Source organism: Psychrobacter proteolyticus, assembly GCF_003350005.1.
Classification (GTDB): domain Bacteria; phylum Pseudomonadota; class Gammaproteobacteria; order Pseudomonadales; family Moraxellaceae; genus Psychrobacter; species Psychrobacter proteolyticus.
Map to the genome: position 1 here is coordinate 715,854 of NZ_QLKS01000001.1, position 15,453 is coordinate 731,306.

Below are 15,453 nucleotides of genomic sequence, written 5' to 3' on the forward strand. Positions count from 1 at the left end.
AATAATAGAGAATACGGATTTATCGTTATATAGCGATTTATAAGATAGCACCAAACGTATATTTTGAACTAGCATAGTATTGCAAGTAAATTAAGTAAAATGTATCACAAAAAAAGGAAAGGATAATAGGTTATCCTTTCCTTTTCGATATCTTCTGGTACAACTACCGAATTAATATAATGAACAGTAATCCAAGTCTATTTTTTAATTCGATTGGCTTAGACTGCTGGAATCAATAAGCTCTCACCTGTCATCTCAGCAGGGGCATCGACATTCATCAATGATAAAATAGTCGGCGCCACATCACTAAGTTTACCACCACGGCGCACTTGCAGCTTTTGCTCGCCTACGTAAATTAATGGTACATGCTCAGTAGTATGCTGGGTATGCACCTGACCACTTTCATAGTCTTGCATCTGCTCACAGTTACCGTGATCAGCAGTAATCAGCATATCACCACCAGCTGCTCGCACTGCTGACTCGATACGGCCAACACATACATCCAAAGCCTCTACCGCTTTTACCGCTGCATCAAAGATACCTGTGTGCCCAACCATATCACCATTGGCATAATTGACCACTAATACATCATACTTACCAGACTCAATCGCTTCTACTAATTTATCAGTGACTTCAGGCGCGCTCATCTCAGGCTGTAGGTCATAAGTTGCAACGTCTGGAGATGGCACTAAAATGCGGGTCTCACCCTGATACTCTTCTTCTCGGCCACCACTAAAGAAAAATGTCACATGCGCATATTTTTCAGTTTCAGCGATACGTAGTTGAGTTTTTCCTTGATCCTGCAAGTACTCTCCCAATGTATTGGCCAAAGACGTTGGGTAGTAAGCAATGCTGGTTTTTGGATTGTCAGCTAGGACATCTGAATACTTAGTTAGCATCACAAACGCCGCCAGTTTTGGCTGTTTTTGACGCGCAAATCCAGAAAACTCATGATCTGGCAATACAAACGCTTGGGCAAGCTCACGAGCGCGGTCAGCACGGAAATTCATAAAAATAAGTGCGTCGTTATCATTGACAGTATATGGCACTTCATCACGTCCAATTACGGTCGTTGGACTAACAAACTCATCAGTCTCACGCGCTTTATAAGCAGCTTGAACAGCGCCATCTGCCCGTGTCGATAGACGATCAGCTTTGCCTTCAGTAATCAGCTCATAGGCTTTTTGCACTCTATCCCAACGATTGTCGCGATCCATTGCATAGTAGCGTCCGATGATACTCGCAATCTGTACGCGGCCACCTTCGTAATGAGCATTCAATTTATTGATATAATCGCGCAGACGATTGATGTACTTATCAGCAGATTTAGGCGGGGTATCACGGCCATCTAAGAAACAATGAATAAAGACATTCTTGGCACCATGGACTAATGCTGAATGACACATACCTTCGATATGGTCTTGATGAGAATGGACGCCGCCATCAGAGAGCAAGCCCATAATATGGACATTGCCACCACGCTCATTAGCTGCTTTTACGGCATTGACCAATGCTTCGTTCTTATAAAATTCACGATTGGCAAGTTCACTTGAGATACGTGTTGAGTCCTGATAAAGAACACGCCCTGCCCCTAAGTTCATGTGACCGACTTCTGAATTACCAAACTGACCATCAGGCAAACCAACATCTTCCCCTGAAGCTGAAATAAGCCCATGAGGATATTGCTGATAAATCTTGTCTAAATTTGGCATATTAGCGGCAGCAATGGCGTTATCTTTATCTTCTTCACGATGACCAAAGCCGTCCAATATCATCAAGACATGCGGTATTTTTTTATTCTGTGCACCGTCTTGGTTATTGCTAAGCTGTGTTTTATTATTATCAATAGAGTCTGATGCTTGTTGGGTACTGGTCATATATTACCGCTCCTCGAGTGAATGAACGCCTATAATGCTGTGTAAGGGAATATAAAGCCCTCTATATTAACACACATCTTGAAATAGCTGAAAAACTGAGCATTTTTCGTGAGTTTATGAATAATTTTATAGGGTTATCTTGCGATGATTTTTCAATATAAGATAATATAAATGCGGCCAATTAACCAAGCTACGTATCAATCTGTAATTCAGACTTGCAATCACTCTTTTCATTGGTTAAGATAAAACTATTCTGAAGTGTTGGCTAGTAGATGTTTATTCCCTGAGCCGATAATGCTTTACCAGGATGTGGTACCTATTGTCTCATTGTGTATGCCTGCACCGCTTGCGGTGTATCAGGAAACCTGCAGAGATGATGACGCATCCGCCCTGAACTTCACGGTTCATGGGTCACCATCTTACAGCGGCACTTCGGTTGTTTCATTCGGTTAGTAAGTATATTTCTTATAATTTACTACCACTAAAAAGCCCCTTTCGTCATCGACGAGAGGGGCTTTTTTTATGCTTATGATTTAACTAAATAGTTATTCGTCATTAGCAGATTTAGTAATCTTTTTTACATCTTTAGGGATGTTTTTGGCAGTACCATCAACCGTAGTATGCTGTTTAAACACATCGCCAAATGGGTTTTGCTGCTGTTGACCAAATGGATTTTGACCATTCATACCACCTGCGCCACCGAACGGGTTTTGACCGCCCATACCACCAGCACCGCCAAATGGATTTTGACCGCCGCCCATTTGACCACCCATCTGCTTGGCCATCATTTCCATCATTTTCTGCTGATTATTCATGACGTAATTATTGGCCAAGTCTTTTAGCTTTTTCTGCACGGGTGGCAATACTACCAACAGCGCCATTAAATCACTAAGTACCCCAGGAATAAGCAGTAAAATACCAGCAGCTGCCATCGCGATACTCTTAATCATCGTGGTCTCTGGTGGACGCATCGCAGGGTTCATCACGCCACCAGCTTTCATTTGCTGTGCCATTGGATTAAGAGCAGCCATACCTTTGCGCATCAAAGAGATACCGATAACCGCGGCGATAATAAACCACATAAACACCCACCAACCGCTCATAAATTGAGCAAGCAAATACCACAGTAGCATCTCGATAATAAACCAAACGATGGCTATACCAACTATCTGACCCATAAAGTGTCGTCCTATAAAATAAAAACCAATAAATTGAGCGCCATGAAAATTAAAATGGCTAACATATGATGTATATGGGGATTGGTTGCTATACTATCAAACTTAAGGCTAATTTTTAAGCCATATAGTCGGTACAATATAATTTGGCTACAAGGAAGACAAACGTTAGTGCTACTAGCAGTAGGCTAAGCGAGTCTGACTCCGTATCCAATTTATATTGTATTGAATATAAAATGACAGGTAAGTAAGACGGAATATTATGGCAATTATTATAGGCATTGACCCAGGGTCACGCATGACCGGTTATGGGATAGTACAGCAGACAGGTGACAAGCTGACCTATATCGATGCAGGGACGATTCGCACAGATACTAAAGAGATGCCTGAACGCCTCAAGCGTATCTTTAATGGACTAACCCGTATCACACAGCATCATTTAAAATACGCAGACGAGCCTATCTATACAGCGATTGAGCAAGTATTTATGGCAGAAAACCCTGACTCTGCACTTAAGCTTGGGCAAGCACGAGGTGCAGCGATTGCAGCGATGGTTGCACTAGATTTAGAAGTGTCAGAATATACGGCTCGGCAGATCAAACAAGCCGTCTGTGGCTATGGAGCGGCGGCCAAAGAACAAGTACAAGAGATGGTCTGCCGGATATTAGCGTTAGAAGTTGTACCGCAACAAGATGCTGCCGATGGTCTTGCCTGCGCCATCTGTCATGCTCACTCAAGCCATTCAATGAACAAACTGATATTGAATAGCGCTATGCGTGGTCGCGGTGCTTCCAAGAAAAAAGGCCGTTGGCGCTTGACTGAAGAAGATTTGGGTAACTTACGTTAAAGATCAGCGTTAAAATAGCTAGGTGTTAGAGCAAACAATCGTCAAAATAGATAACCAGTAAATTAGACATCCCATAAAAAACACGCGCTATTAGACGCGTGTTTTTTATGACTATGAGCATTTCAAATGCTCAAACTATAATAGACTACTCTACAACTAAACTTTCAATCACAGCATCTAATATATAAGCATACTTTTCATCAGCAGTATCATCTTTAGTTGGCTCATTAGTCTCTGATAGTTCATTGATGTTTAGCGGATAGCGTTGTAAGCGTAACACCTCTTCGTGTTTGCTATCATGCTGATAGCCATCGATTTCACCAACGAATACTCGCCACTGTCCTTCGTGAGTTTTGATGCCTTGATCATTATAAGTAATAGGCTTAATTTGTAGACATTGCTCAGAGTTACCTGCTTCGCAAGGTACAGTTTCGGAGTTTACTGCCCAAAATACTGTTTCACCCTTACTGTTGTATTTCGCTTGCGCAGTAAGCCTACCATTCCAAACCAGAGTCACATCATCGTCAGTAAACTGGGTCAATACTGGGTTATCACCTTGATCAATTTTGAACTCACTACTGCCCTGCATCAACGTATTTAAGGTGTTTTCTGCCACGTCTAAATCGCCACAAGACATTTTTGTACTCATACCTTCTTCAGTAGTTAAGGTATGCCCTTTTAACTGGTAGCCAGCACTAATCGTATTACAGCCTACGCTATAGCTTAGCGTATCTTGCCCTTGATATTGGTTGAATGCAAGCGTTACCTGACTGTTGATATTCGCAAATTCAGCTATAGGTTGTTCATTGGCGTCGACTGCATTTACTAACGTCCAACGATGATGAGATAAGGTGGTCGTCAGCTTTTCTTGAGCGGTTAACTCAACAGGTTCTGATTCGTCTGATGTAGAGCTCATACTAGATACCAGACCTTCACTTACGGCTGAGTCTGTCATCTCGCCAGCTTCAGCACCCTGCGATGTATCATTTTCGCTAGACGCCGCTTCTTTTTGACATGCACTTAGCATCAGGCTAACTGCCATCATACTGGGTAATAGCAGTAATTTTAACGTTGGCTTATTTCGGCTACCTACCATATTACATACCTCTTAGTAAGCTTGTACAACTTATCTCGCGTACCATCTATATTTTAAAAAAACTATTCCTCTTAAATGAACAATTTAAAAACATAACTAATATAACTAAGCTAGATTAACCACTATAACCTTGGCACTATTAACCTATGTAACGAAATGTTGATTTTTATTATATTTCATAAAAAAACAGCTAACGATTGAGGTTAGCTGTTTTGCTTTATAGCGATCAATTTACCAAATAGGTTAATAGATAAGTTTCATGACTTAAACTATTTTTCTAGAACCTTTTAGTCATTCACACTCGCAGGTTTAGCTTTAGCCATATTTTTAATACTAAAACGTTCGTTCATCTTTTGATAAAAACGAGATAGGTTTTCGCCTTGCTCATTAGGATTAATTTTCAATACTTTACCAAAGTCCAAGCTGAGATATAGCACGATATCCGCAAAACTTAATTGCTCACCTACTAGGTATTCACGACCTTCTAGTATCGTCTCAAAATACGCCATGGCTTTGACCGCACGAGCAATTGATGGTGCGACGAACTCTGGCACTTGCTCAACACGTTGTGCTTTAGATGGATGACTGTGCTGAAACGCGAGCATCAAGTTATACATCACTTCAAACTCTGCAACACGGCGCATAGAACAAACTTGCGCACGCTGTACCACATCATTACCCATGACCGAACGCTCACCGTAAACACGATCTAGATACTCACAAACTGCCTGCGAATCATTCAATACAGTACCATCATCTAAGGTCAAAACAGGTACGGTCTGCATCGGATTCATTTGCGTAAATGCTTCTGACATTTGCTCATTTGCCGCAAAATCAATGTCTATCACATCCACATCATCCATGTCATCGACATCGATACCTTTTGAAGCCAATAAGATAAGCGCTTTACGCGGATTGGGCGCTGTACGGGTAATATATAGTTTTTTCATAGCAAACTCCTTGTAAGAATGATTGGACAGCGATTTGACGCTGATACGCTTTATTATGGTTATTGTACTGATAAGCACAAATATTGATACGCTATACCACAGTTATAGCCTAATCTGGCCATCATGGCAAAGTGTTATTAATCATAAAATGTAAATAAATAAAGCCCCATAACCTTGAGTCATGGGGCTTTATTTATTTACATTTATACATCAGTCTAATTATTTGTTTGGTGCAGGTGTGGTACGTAGATACGGCTTAATCTCTTTGTGTCCTTTTGGATATTTTGCAGCGATATCTTCATTTTTCACACTTGGTGGAATGATCACATCGTCGCCATCTTTCCAGTCTACAGGTGTCGCAATGTTATACTCATCCGACAACTGTAGTGCGTCAATTACGCGGATAATTTCATCAAAGTTACGGCCACAGCTAGCAGGGTATGTCAGCGTTAGACGGATTTTTTTGCTTGGATCAATGATAAAGACGCTGCGTACTGTATGAGTGCTATCGGCATTAGGATGCATCATGTCATATAGCTCAGCGACCTCTTTATTAGGATCAGCGATGATTGGGAAGTTCATATCTGTGCCTTGAGTCTCACCAATATCGCTCGCCCACGCTTTGTGATCTTCTAGGCTATCAACAGAAATACAAATCGGCTTTACATTGCGCTTTTGGAACTCGCCATTCAGTGCAGCGGCGCGACCAAGCTCAGTGGTACATACTGGCGTGAAATCTGCTGGATGCGAGAAGAAAACGACCCAATGATCACCTGCCCACTCATGAAAATTGATGTCACCTTCTGTGGTTGTAGCGTCAAAATTTGGTGCGGTATCACCTAAACGTAAATGTGCCATGCTTGATTCCTTAGCTATGTGAATGAACGCTTATATCGACACGTCGGCCTCGCGTTCTATTATTATCATCGACGTGCTCAGCTATCAAATATAACATAAAGCACATCCGTAAAAACTGAATTTATCTTAACAAACTGGTTATGAATGTCTTGTGACGGATTGTCATGCGGTTATTCCGTTTACCACTAAGCGGAATAGTAACTGCTTTGATAGTTAACTAAACTACCATACCCGCATCCCATAAACAAAACTCGCCAAACTTGCCTTTTTTGCTAGTACCACCAGCTGCACGTCCCGCATCAGTCAATACCAACTCACTATCCTGCGCTTCTAAATAGCCCGCTGCAAGCAACTTATCATTTAACTCTTGGGTCTTAAAGCCCAATTCCTTAGCAAGCTTGGCCGTGGTCAGTTTAGAATAGTTAGGTGTGGCTTCTGTCGTAGAGGTAGAGGTAACGGTTGAATGAGAAGTGATATTTACTGCTTTAACGTTATGTTCAGGCTTACTCTCCGTTTCGGTCACCTTCTCAAGGGACATTCTGACTTCATCACTGATACGAATGATGCGCTGCGCTTCTTCGTAAGTATCGGCATACAGTTTGGCATCGTCATTACGATAAATCAGCACGCCCATCTCGTTATTATTGACTTGGCTAAATTCGTAAAGGTTCAAGCTAGTGATAATGCATTCATTTTCATTCAGGTAGCATTTCGCATGCAAGTTTTTGCAAAAACTGGTACGAATGAAGGTCAGGTTTTTGAGCCAATTTATCTCTTCTGGGTGTAAATCATTTTTGCCATAGACAATGCGAATGTCGATTTTTAGGCGATTACGGTCTTCTAATAGCTCTTTAATACGCTCATTAAGCTTCAGATATGGGCTAATGATAATCAACCTATCAGAAGCATTTTTAATCAACTCTTCTAGATGATAAGTCGTCCCACTACTGTTTAGAAACTTTGCCATTCTTATTTCCTCAAATCTTATTATGCTTAACTTTATAACTGCACATAATAACTGCACATAAAAAAGCCCATTCCTAGCGTACTAGAAATAGGCTAACTTGCAAACTACTATTGTTCAGTATTATTTCAAAATATCCATTTGGATAAGGATACTTTTAAATACTAAGCCAACATAAATTAAGCTGGCTTATAACTATCACGTAAGCTAACGATTTGGTTAAATACTGGCTTATCCGTGCTGTGATCTTCGCTGTCAGAGATGAAGTAACCTTCACGCTCAAACTGGAAACGCGTGCCAGCATCGGCACTGACCAAAGATGGCTCAACTACTGCATTTAGCTCAGTGAGCGAGTTCGGGTTTAGCGCTTGATGAACATCAGCGACGCCACTTGGGTCCTCAGCACTGAATAGCTGCTCATACATGCGGACTGTCGCTGGCACACCTTGACTGGCTGATACCCAATGAATCACGCCTTTGACCTTGCGCCCTTCAGGGTTGTTACCCAAAGTAGCAGGGTCAATCGTCGCTTTTAGCTCAACGACATTACCATTTTCATCAGTGATATGCTCAGTGACGGCTAACACATAGGTGTTACGTAGACGAATCTCTGGCTTTTCTGGAGAGAGACGCTTGTAGCCTGCTGGCGGTTCAATCTCGTAATCACCTTGGTCAATGTATAGCGTTTCGGTAAATGGAATTTCACGCTCACCCATATCGACGTTAGGATGGTTCGGCTGAGTCAACCAAAGCGTCTGAGTCGTATCATCAAAACGCGCATTGACGCTATCGGCTTTTTGAGATTCCCAGCTGCTGACCGCTTCGCTAAAGTTAGTGATAGTCACTTTTAATGGCTTTAGCACTGCCATACCGCGACCGGTAGTCGTCTCTAATGACTGACGAACGCTAAATTCCAATAAGCGGAAATCAACCACGCTATCCGCTTTGGTCACGCCCACACGCTCACAAAAATCACGCAAGCCCTCTGGCGTATAACCACGGCGACGCATGCCAGCGACGGTCGGCATACGTGGATCATCCCAACCGCTTACGATACCTTCATCTACCAGCTGCTTGAGCTTACGCTTACTGGTCAATGTGTGATCAACGTTTAAGCGACTAAACTCGTACTGATGCGGTGGTACGTCAAAACCGATTTTTTCGATAACCCAGTCATAAAATGGACGATGATCTTCAAACTCAAGGGTACACAACGAATGAGTAATTCCTTCTAACGCATCCGAGAGCGGATGAGCAAAGTCATACATCGGATAGATACACCATTTGTCACCAGTTTGGTGATGCGCTTGATGCATAACGCGATAGATGACAGGGTCACGCAAGTTCATATTTGGGCTGGCCATATCAATCTTAGCGCGCAAAATAGCCTTACCTTCAGCGTATTTACCTTCTTTCATATCATTGAAAAGCGCTAGATTTTCTTCGACGCTGGCATCACGCTGCGGAGATGGCGTACCTGCCTCATTGAATGAGCCACGGTTTTCTTTAATTTGCTCAGGCGACTGTAAATCAACATAAGCATCACCTTGCTCAATCAACTGGATTGCCCATGCATGTAGTTGGTCGAAGTATCCTGACGCATGATGCGCCTCGCCTGCCCACTCAAAACCAAGCCATTTGACATCGTTTTCGATATTATCGATGAAATCTTGCTTTTCTGCGGTTGGGTTGGTGTCATCAAAACGCAGGTTGCACACACCGCCGAACTCTTTGGCCACACCAAAGTTTAGGCAGATAGACTTTACATGACCTAAATGTAAGTAACCATTTGGCTCAGGCGGAAAGCGCGTTACAATTTGCTGGTATTTTTGCGCATTGACATCGTCACGAATGATATTACGAATAAAATCGTTTTTTGGTTCATCTTTTTGTGCATTGTTGCTTGAGTGATCACTCATCGGGCATTGCTCCTAACGCAAATTGTCAATTCATGGTGCGTGTCATCACGCATCACAAAACGTTCAAACTAAAATATTAAAATAAAATGGGGATATAAAAACTCAGATCATGCGACCGCATTATCAAAAATGGGTAAAGTTGCGTTATTCTATCAGGTTTCACAAACGCATTAACAGCCTGATACATGACACGGGATAAAAAAGCCGTTAGACTACCCGTAACTTTTTAACCACCAACTTTTTAACCACCACTTGACAGCGTCATTTAAGGCGCTGCAATCAAAAAGGAATATCTCATGGTAGACATGCCACCAGTAGTAGAACTTGAAACCAATATGGGTGCGATCGTTATCGAACTCAACGAAGAAAAAGCACCAAAGACCGTAGAAAACTTTCTAAACTATGTAAAATCTGGTCAATATGACGGTACGATTTTCCATCGCATCATTGATGGCTTCATGATTCAAGGCGGCGGAATGGACGCTGAGATGAATGAAAAACCAACCAATGCACCAGTTGAGAACGAAGCTGACAACGGTCTAAAGAATAACAAAGGTACGATTGCTATGGCACGTACCCAAGATCCGCATTCAGCAACCAGCCAGTTTTTCATTAACGTAAAAGACAATGATTTCCTAAACCACTCTGGCAAAAACATGCAAGGTTGGGGTTACACCGTATTTGGTAAAGTAACAAGCGGTATGGACGTTATCGAAAAAATGCGCGGCGTACCAACAGGTCGTTTCGGTATGCATGCTGATGTACCAAAAGAGCCAGTTGTTATCACTTCAGCGACCATCGTTTCTGAATAACGATTGTTTCTAAAAAAAGTATTGCCACAGCTACCTAGGTACATAGCGTTACCAAGGTAGCGACTGTTATAAGGACAAAGATAAATGCAAAGTTTTAATCACTTAATCACGACCCGCCCTCATCAGGTGCGGCAAGTATTGATTAGCGATTTGCATTTATCGTTCGATGAGCCTGCCTTAGTGCAGGCTTTTTTGGCGCTGCTTGATGACTGTCTCGCCCTGCCAGCGCTCAAACGCCTATTTATATTGGGTGATTGGTTTGAGGTCTGGCTGGGCGATGATATGTATCTGTCCCTATTAAAAGAGAAAAAGTCAGAGGATGAGCAAAAAGCGCATTGGCTGACAACGCTTATCGTCAAGCTCAAGCAGTTACGTATCAATGGATGTGAGATATTGGTCATGCATGGCAATCGTGATTTTCTGTTAGGTCAGCCGTTTTGTAACCTGTTCGGTGGTGAGCTAATCAACGAGCCGTACACTTTGCCTGTTGGTCAGCAGAATTATCGCTTAGAACACGGTGATGCGCTCTGTACTGATGATAAAAAATATCAGTTCTTTCGCAAAATCATGCGCAATCGTTTAACCCAGTGGTATCTGCTTAATAAGTCACTAGAAAAACGCTTAGCCATCGCAGACAACATGCGTAAAAAAAGCCAGCAGAATAATGCGAACAAAGCTGCGCATATCATGGATGTGAATGATAAAGCCGTACGTCAAGCCATTACTAATAGTGATGCCTTATTGCACGGACATACTCATCGTCCCGATATACATCAAGCGACCGCTGATAAAAAACGCTATGTGCTTGGTGACTGGCGCTTATTAGATACCGACACACGCCAACCTAAAGTAAGCGCTGTGATTGGCGCAGTGACAGGCGACGAGCATTCAAATGACAAGACTGAGTTTGGATTGTTTGAGTTTAAAGCGCTGACGTAATACATAGTATCTAAAAATATCTCCTAAACATAAAAAGGGTCTGTTGATAGTTCAACAGACCCTTTTTATGTCTGCCACACTAGCTTCTCAAACTGCTTTGCAATCCAATATCTTGCTAGCTCGTCTCTAACTTTAAGGTATCAATTTAAAGAAATGCTGACGATAATGTTTAAGCTCACGAATAGAATCACGAATATCATCTAGGGCCAAATGACTACCACCTTTTTCGAAGTTTCTTAAGATATCAGGACGCCAGCGGAAACAAAGCTCTTTGATTGACGACACATCAAGGTTGCGATAATGGAAGAAGCGCTCAAGCTCTGGCATTTGGCGCGCCATAAATCGACGATCTTGGCAGATAGAGTTGCCACACATAGGTGACTTACCACTATCAACCCATTTATTCAAAAATTTAATGGTTTCAGCTTCGGCTTCAGCCAATGTCACGGTACTACGGCGCACACGATCGACTAGTCCTGACTGACCATGTTGCTTGGTATTCCAGTCATCCATTTTATTTAAGATTTGATCCGACACCTTGATAGCAAACACAGGCCCTTCGGCAAGCACATTCAAATCTTCGTCAGTGACGACAGTGGCAATCTCGATAATCTCATCGTTTAAGGTATCAAGTCCGGTCATTTCTAAATCAATCCACACCAGCCCTTTTTTGCCTTGATTTTTGATTTTAATCTTGTTGGGATGGTCACCGGTAGTCATACAATATCCTATGGTCAATAAATTTTGAGACGATTTTAAAAAACAATTTTGAAAAAACGTATTACGAGTAAATACCCGTGCTCAGACAGCATTGCAATGCGTTAATCGGTTGGTAAAATCCACAAAGAAGCTAAATATTACAAAACCACTGTCTGCCGCAGACGCTTTAGGCTGTATGTTAGCAAATTTTCACGCTACACTTAGCAATATTTTTATAATAGGTTAAACACCCATGGCATTAATCCGGCAACGCAAACTGACTAAACAACAGATTCGTCGCATCGACAAACAGCAATTGTTAAGTCAAGACAGTATCGATGATAGCTTGATGGATGGCGTGGTCATGGCGCATTACGGTAAGCAATTAGAGGTACAGGTTACTAGTCTACCTGCTGTGATACCGGTACAGCCGGAAGTGGCCCCTGATGATCCTGAGCCTTTTTGGCAGACGCTTGAGTTGGGCGACATCTGGCGCTGCCATGTGCGCACCAATCTACCAATGCTAGCCGCAGGTGACCAAGTGCGTTGGAATGCCGACTCTAATACTGGCTTTGGCCGTATCGAATCCGTCAAACCACGTACGTCACTGGTCTCTCGTCCTGATCGCTACCATAAGCTCAAGCCTGTCGCCGCCAATGTCGATATTCTCGCCATTGTCTTTGCCCCATTGCCTGCCGCTGCACCAACCCTGATCGATCGCTATCTGGTGGTGTGCCATCATGCAGGAGTCAAACCACTGTTGGTACTCAACAAAGCCGATTTATTAGCACAAGAAAATGGCGTCGATACCAATGAGTTACTAGCACAATACGCAGCACTTGGGTATGAGAGTGTCTTAACCTCAGTAGACTGTCCTGAAAACGTCGCCGAGAGTGATGAGCAAGAAGGCCTTGATGAGCTAAAACGCTATATAGATAAAAAGCTGGTTATCTTTGCCGGACAATCTGGCGTCGGGAAAAGTAGCCTTATCAATGCCCTACTCCCTGAGTCTGGCCAAAGCGTCAATATCATCTCGCAAAACTCTAAGCTTGGTCAACATACCACTACCACTAGCCGCTTATTACCATTCAAACCAGACGACCTAACCCAAGGCGGTATCGTTGATACACCAGGTATTCGTGAGTATGGTATCTGGCACCTTACCCCTGACGATATCATTTCAGGCTTCGTTGAGCTGGCACCATTAGCCGGTGACTGCCAATTTCGTGATTGTCGCCACACCCATAACAGCAAAGGCTGTGCATTATGGGAAGCTGTGGCTGACGGTACCGTATTGCAGCGCCGCGTCGAAAACCTCGTCACGCTACGAGAAGAGGCAGATACCAAGCCTTATTAGTCGCGGCCTTATTAATAGATATCTTGATTAGGCTCACTGGTAAAATAGCGGTGCAATTATCGCCCGTTTACTATAGATGACCTTATCGGTATAATAGCGCCTTGTTCAATATCATTGGGCTGGCTTCTCAGCCTAATAGAACACTTATTTTTTTGGAGGTATGGTTTGGATCGTGCGCTGGAATTTGTGGGCAACCACCCGTTTTTATTTGGTATATTAGCCGTACTTGCTATCCTGTTTTTTACCATTGAAAACAAACGTAGCGGCAGAAAAATATCGCCCAACACCCTTGGCATGATGGTCAACTCTCAAAACGCGCAGCTGATCGATATCCGCGCAAAAAAGAAGTTTGAATCAGGCTATATTCAAGGCAGCCGCAACATACCTTTCACTGATCTCAAAGACCGCTTGGAAGAGATTCGTGCGATTGAGCAGCCAGTGATTATCATCTGTGACATGGGCGTACAAGCAGGCGCTGCGATTCAGATGATTGGTAAAGATAGTGTCTATCGCTTAGAGGGCGGTGTTGGTGGCTGGCAAGGTGCTGGCATGCCATTGGTTGGTATAAAAGATGCCAAATCAAAGACTAAAGGTAAGACAAAGCCTAGTCTAAGCAAATAGTAGGTTTGCTTAGACACAGTTCTTGGTTAGTGTTTACTACTACCTGACTGAAGATCGTAAAATAAAAAGACACCTCTTGATAAGGTGTCTTTTTTTATGCGGCACTTATAAGGTAGCAAAGTTAAGGTGGCAAATATAATGCTGTGAAGCGTTTTAAACTGGGACGGCTTGAATTTGTCATGCTCATCCCCACTTTAGTAATGAGCATAATCAAATACATTTGCAATTTACTCATTGATAACAGATTCTACCAACTCTTAGACTATGATAATTTATCACGCTATCTATAATAGAGCTGTTATCTCATAAATTTATAAATAAGGATTTACCATGACTGTACCTGTTAAAGTTTATACCACGCCTATCTGCCCATATTGCTCAAACGCCAAACAACTACTAAAAACCAAAGGCGTTGATTATGAAGAAATCGGCATGCACGACATGAGCAGCGAAGAGCGTCAAGCATTGATGAAAAAAACCAATAACTACCGCACTGTGCCACAAATCTTTGTTGGTGAAACCTTTGTCGGTGGTTTTGATGAGCTAAATCAAATGAACCAGCAAGGCAAACTTGACGAGCTATTAGCAGGTTAATCTGCTACCTTCCTTTATGTCTATCTTTACCTATGTAAAGATAGACATAGGTGGGTTTGAGAAACAGTAGTAAGAAGTAGTGAGAAAAAATATCGAGACTTAATTTCGATTTATATTACAATGAACTTTTATTAAAATGACATTTTGTCCCATTATTTGATTCAATTTTAGAGGATTTATCATGGCTGAAGAACAAGCACAACCACAATTGGCACTAGAACGCATCTATGTAAAAGATATGTCACTTGAAGTACCGGGCGCTGGTGTGTTCACAAAAGAGTGGAACCCAGAGCTTGATATCAACTTATCTAGCAACGCTGAGAAGTTAGATGATGATCATTATCAAATCATCCTAACGGTAAGCGTTACGGCCAAAAATGCTGAAGAAGCGGCTTTCATCGCTGAAGTGCATCAAGCAGGTATCTTCTTACTAAAAGACATTCCAGAAGATCAAATTGGTCAAATATTAGGCGCATACTGCCCTAATGTGCTGTTCCCATATGCTCGTGAAGTCATCAGTGACATCGTGACTCGTGGTAGCTTTCCACAATTGCTACTAGCACCTGTCAACTTTGATCAAGCTTACGCACAAAGCCAGCAACAAGCGCAAGTTGGCGCTGAAGGTAATGCATAAGTTTTAAATTAGAAATATGCTAACGTTGTGAGTAGCATGTTTTGATAGAAAGGCCGTTTACTTATGATGAGTAAACGGTTTTTTTGTGGATGTTTTTTCATTAGACACAAA

Annotated in this window: 15 protein-coding genes and 1 other RNA gene; 8 read left to right on the forward strand and 8 right to left on the reverse strand. The window is 42.3% G+C overall.

Going from position 1 to position 15,453, the window contains the following annotated elements; translation table 11 throughout:
• Positions 1-218 precede the first annotated feature (218 nt).
• Entirely contained in the window at positions 219-1,877 is a 1,659-nt protein-coding gene (gene gpmI, locus DXK30_RS02875; RefSeq protein WP_114700372.1) for a 2,3-bisphosphoglycerate-independent phosphoglycerate mutase, read from the reverse strand.
• Positions 1,878-2,124: 247 nt separating this feature from the next.
• On the opposite strand from gpmI, the gene ssrS reads away from it, so the two are divergent.
• A non-coding RNA gene (gene ssrS / locus DXK30_RS02880) (6S RNA) lies at positions 2,125-2,320 on the forward strand.
• A gap of 102 nt (positions 2,321-2,422) precedes the next feature.
• Here ssrS and DXK30_RS02885 read toward each other — a convergent pair.
• The gene (locus DXK30_RS02885) at positions 2,423-3,055 is read right to left on the reverse strand and encodes an FxsA family protein (RefSeq protein ID WP_114700373.1); all 633 of its coding nucleotides are present in this window, start codon (positions 3,053-3,055) and stop codon (positions 2,423-2,425) included.
• Between the two features lie 259 nt (positions 3,056-3,314).
• Here DXK30_RS02885 and ruvC point away from each other — a divergent pair, with 259 nt between their 5' ends.
• A complete protein-coding gene (ruvC, locus tag DXK30_RS02890) occupies positions 3,315-3,899 on the forward strand; it encodes a crossover junction endodeoxyribonuclease RuvC (RefSeq protein WP_057760973.1) in 585 nt (194 codons plus the stop codon).
• A gap of 145 nt (positions 3,900-4,044) precedes the next feature.
• On the opposite strand, the gene DXK30_RS02895 is transcribed toward ruvC, so the two are convergent.
• The 5 genes from DXK30_RS02895 to DXK30_RS02915 all read right to left on the reverse strand — a co-directional run bounded on the left by DXK30_RS02895 (position 4,045) and on the right by DXK30_RS02915 (position 9,686).
• Positions 4,045-4,995 (reverse strand): META domain-containing protein, encoded by a 951-nt coding sequence (locus DXK30_RS02895; RefSeq protein ID WP_114700374.1) that lies wholly within the window; start codon positions 4,993-4,995, stop codon positions 4,045-4,047.
• A gap of 287 nt (positions 4,996-5,282) precedes the next feature.
• A complete protein-coding gene (locus DXK30_RS02900; protein ID WP_114700375.1) occupies positions 5,283-5,945 on the reverse strand; it encodes a glutathione S-transferase family protein in 663 nt (220 codons plus the stop codon).
• Positions 5,946-6,164: 219 nt separating this feature from the next.
• A complete protein-coding gene (locus DXK30_RS02905) occupies positions 6,165-6,803 on the reverse strand; it encodes a peroxiredoxin (protein WP_114700376.1) in 639 nt (212 codons plus the stop codon).
• A gap of 217 nt (positions 6,804-7,020) precedes the next feature.
• Positions 7,021-7,770 carry a phospholipase D family protein gene (locus tag DXK30_RS02910; RefSeq protein WP_114700377.1) on the reverse strand — a complete coding sequence of 250 codons (750 nt, stop codon included), beginning with the start codon at positions 7,768-7,770 and terminating at the stop codon, positions 7,021-7,023.
• A 176-nt stretch (positions 7,771-7,946) separates the two neighbouring features.
• Positions 7,947-9,686 (reverse strand): glutamine--tRNA ligase/YqeY domain fusion protein, encoded by a 1,740-nt coding sequence (locus tag DXK30_RS02915; protein ID WP_114700378.1) that lies wholly within the window; start codon positions 9,684-9,686, stop codon positions 7,947-7,949.
• A 296-nt stretch (positions 9,687-9,982) separates the two neighbouring features.
• Between DXK30_RS02915 and DXK30_RS02920 the strand changes: the two genes are divergently transcribed.
• Both DXK30_RS02920 and DXK30_RS02925 read left to right on the forward strand, forming a co-directional pair.
• Positions 9,983-10,498 carry a peptidylprolyl isomerase gene (locus DXK30_RS02920; protein ID WP_114700379.1) on the forward strand — a complete coding sequence of 172 codons (516 nt, stop codon included), beginning with the start codon at positions 9,983-9,985 and terminating at the stop codon, positions 10,496-10,498.
• A gap of 84 nt (positions 10,499-10,582) precedes the next feature.
• Positions 10,583-11,437 (forward strand): UDP-2,3-diacylglucosamine diphosphatase, encoded by an 855-nt coding sequence (locus DXK30_RS02925; protein ID WP_114700380.1) that lies wholly within the window; start codon positions 10,583-10,585, stop codon positions 11,435-11,437.
• A gap of 132 nt (positions 11,438-11,569) precedes the next feature.
• Here the strand turns inward: DXK30_RS02925 and orn are convergent, their stop codons facing one another.
• A complete protein-coding gene (gene orn / locus DXK30_RS02930) occupies positions 11,570-12,157 on the reverse strand; it encodes an oligoribonuclease (protein WP_114700381.1) in 588 nt (195 codons plus the stop codon).
• A gap of 232 nt (positions 12,158-12,389) precedes the next feature.
• On the opposite strand from orn, the gene rsgA reads away from it, so the two are divergent.
• From rsgA to secB, 4 genes are all read left to right on the forward strand, one after another.
• On the forward strand, positions 12,390-13,493 hold the full coding sequence (gene rsgA / locus DXK30_RS02935; protein WP_114700382.1) for a ribosome small subunit-dependent GTPase A: 1,104 nt from the start codon (positions 12,390-12,392) through the stop codon (positions 13,491-13,493).
• Between the two features lie 165 nt (positions 13,494-13,658).
• Positions 13,659-14,114 (forward strand): rhodanese-like domain-containing protein, encoded by a 456-nt coding sequence (locus DXK30_RS02940; protein ID WP_114700383.1) that lies wholly within the window; start codon positions 13,659-13,661, stop codon positions 14,112-14,114.
• A gap of 330 nt (positions 14,115-14,444) precedes the next feature.
• Positions 14,445-14,708 (forward strand): glutaredoxin 3, encoded by a 264-nt coding sequence (gene grxC / locus DXK30_RS02945; protein WP_114700384.1) that lies wholly within the window; start codon positions 14,445-14,447, stop codon positions 14,706-14,708.
• Between the two features lie 178 nt (positions 14,709-14,886).
• Positions 14,887-15,342 carry a protein-export chaperone SecB gene (gene secB, locus DXK30_RS02950; protein ID WP_201508019.1) on the forward strand — a complete coding sequence of 152 codons (456 nt, stop codon included), beginning with the start codon at positions 14,887-14,889 and terminating at the stop codon, positions 15,340-15,342.
• Positions 15,343-15,453 lie beyond the last annotated feature (111 nt).

Coding starts and splice junctions, on each gene's coding strand:
- DXK30_RS02920 (WP_114700379.1), top strand. CDS start 9,983: ATGGTAGACATGCCACCAGTAGTAGAACTTGAAACCAATATGGGTGCG.
- DXK30_RS02915 (WP_114700378.1), bottom strand. CDS start 9,686: ATGAGTGATCACTCAAGCAACAATGCACAAAAAGATGAACCAAAAAAC.
- gpmI (WP_114700372.1), bottom strand. CDS start 1,877: ATGACCAGTACCCAACAAGCATCAGACTCTATTGATAATAATAAAACA.
- ruvC (WP_057760973.1), top strand. CDS start 3,315: ATGGCAATTATTATAGGCATTGACCCAGGGTCACGCATGACCGGTTAT.
- DXK30_RS02895 (WP_114700374.1), bottom strand. CDS start 4,995: ATGGTAGGTAGCCGAAATAAGCCAACGTTAAAATTACTGCTATTACCC.
- DXK30_RS02925 (WP_114700380.1), top strand. CDS start 10,583: ATGCAAAGTTTTAATCACTTAATCACGACCCGCCCTCATCAGGTGCGG.
- grxC (WP_114700384.1), top strand. CDS start 14,445: ATGACTGTACCTGTTAAAGTTTATACCACGCCTATCTGCCCATATTGC.
- DXK30_RS02900 (WP_114700375.1), bottom strand. CDS start 5,945: ATGAAAAAACTATATATTACCCGTACAGCGCCCAATCCGCGTAAAGCG.
- orn (WP_114700381.1), bottom strand. CDS start 12,157: ATGACTACCGGTGACCATCCCAACAAGATTAAAATCAAAAATCAAGGC.
- DXK30_RS02910 (WP_114700377.1), bottom strand. CDS start 7,770: ATGGCAAAGTTTCTAAACAGTAGTGGGACGACTTATCATCTAGAAGAG.
- rsgA (WP_114700382.1), top strand. CDS start 12,390: ATGGCATTAATCCGGCAACGCAAACTGACTAAACAACAGATTCGTCGC.
- DXK30_RS02905 (WP_114700376.1), bottom strand. CDS start 6,803: ATGGCACATTTACGTTTAGGTGATACCGCACCAAATTTTGACGCTACA.
- DXK30_RS02885 (WP_114700373.1), bottom strand. CDS start 3,055: ATGGGTCAGATAGTTGGTATAGCCATCGTTTGGTTTATTATCGAGATG.